Genomic DNA, 1,244 nt, shown 5'->3' on the forward strand with positions numbered 1-1,244 from the left:
GCACCAAGAATGTTTCTCAGTGAAACTTCACTCATCATCTCTGACTCTTCTACACAAGGAATGGCTTTAAACTCTTTTACACCATCGATCTTTACAAGTTGTAATTCGTCGAAAGTTGCAATACCTTTATTGGCAACTGGAATAATTTTACCACCATATATTAAAGAATGAAGAACATGCGGATTTCCTTGTAAATGCTTACGTGTAAATAGGCCTAATTTCGTTGAATTAATCGTACTTTGGTAATAGCCATTTTTGTTTAACCAGCAACACACTTTCACTCTATCACAATCTGAAAAATTCAAAACTGACTCATCAGGAAGTAATGAACGAGAAAGATATGGATAATCTTTCGAAAACAATTTAGCCTCGTGGTCACTAACACAAGATACTTTTTCTATTAAAAACTTACGAACCTTATTAGTATAATCATATAGACCATTTAAGGTGCCGCTTTCACCGTATTTAATCATTAAATCCATAAAAAAGTCGCTGGATAAACCAGACAAGTGTTGCTCTGTAAGGTTACTAGCCTCACTATGAATGAGTATGCTATTAATAAGTGAAATAATTAATAATATCCCTATATTTACCGATATCCCTTTTTTAAATTTCCCTGCATTTTCACGTGGGTTATCAGTGGCAGTAATCCAATATTTAAATGCTCTAAGAAGCGGAGAATGACTTGAATGCGTAAGTTTTTTACCATCACTTAAAGTAACAGCGCTCCAATCAATAAATCTTTTATAAGAAGTACCATTATCTTTTATTTCGATATGCCACTGAGGCGCTATAAAGTCATTCAACAACCAATATGGCTTTCGTTCATCATAGTCGTAAATCCCAGTAACATTATTCGTCGCGATTCTTAAGGCTCTAAAATCATTATTCTCGATAGAAGCATTGTAGAGCTCTTTTAACTCGGCATTTGTAAGTTCTGAGAGAGTTTTAGATTTATTTACAATACATTCAATTAATTTTTCCGGCATAATAAATTCTCTTTAAATTGTTTTAAATTTAGTGGATTATTGACCGCTGAATCATAAAGAGAAATAGTTTCTATGGGGGGTCGTCTAAACTTCTCTCCATCTTGACTCAAACTAAAATGACTCAATATAAAAACTGCTGATTCATACCATTTTTGAACTATAGGTTTGAATAAATCTTCTTGAGTAGCATTATCAACTATATGTTGAATAGCCAAAAGAACTTGAAACAAAGGAGTGCTAAGTGTAAACACCAAT

At 33.0% G+C, this 1,244-nt stretch carries 2 protein-coding genes; both read right to left on the bottom strand.

What is annotated here, in order from left to right:
- The coding region (locus tag CXF78_RS00955; RefSeq protein ID WP_219622041.1) for a hypothetical protein at positions 1-989 on the bottom strand (989 nt) is incomplete at its 3' end.
- Positions 974-1,244: hypothetical protein (locus CXF78_RS21590; RefSeq protein ID WP_219622042.1), on the bottom strand; the 271-nt coding region annotated here is incomplete at its 5' end. The genes CXF78_RS00955 and CXF78_RS21590, both read right to left, overlap by 16 nt.

The sequence above is a fragment of the Shewanella sp. 11B5 genome, from assembly GCF_002836795.1.
GTDB lineage: Bacteria > Pseudomonadota > Gammaproteobacteria > Enterobacterales > Shewanellaceae > Shewanella > Shewanella frigidimarina.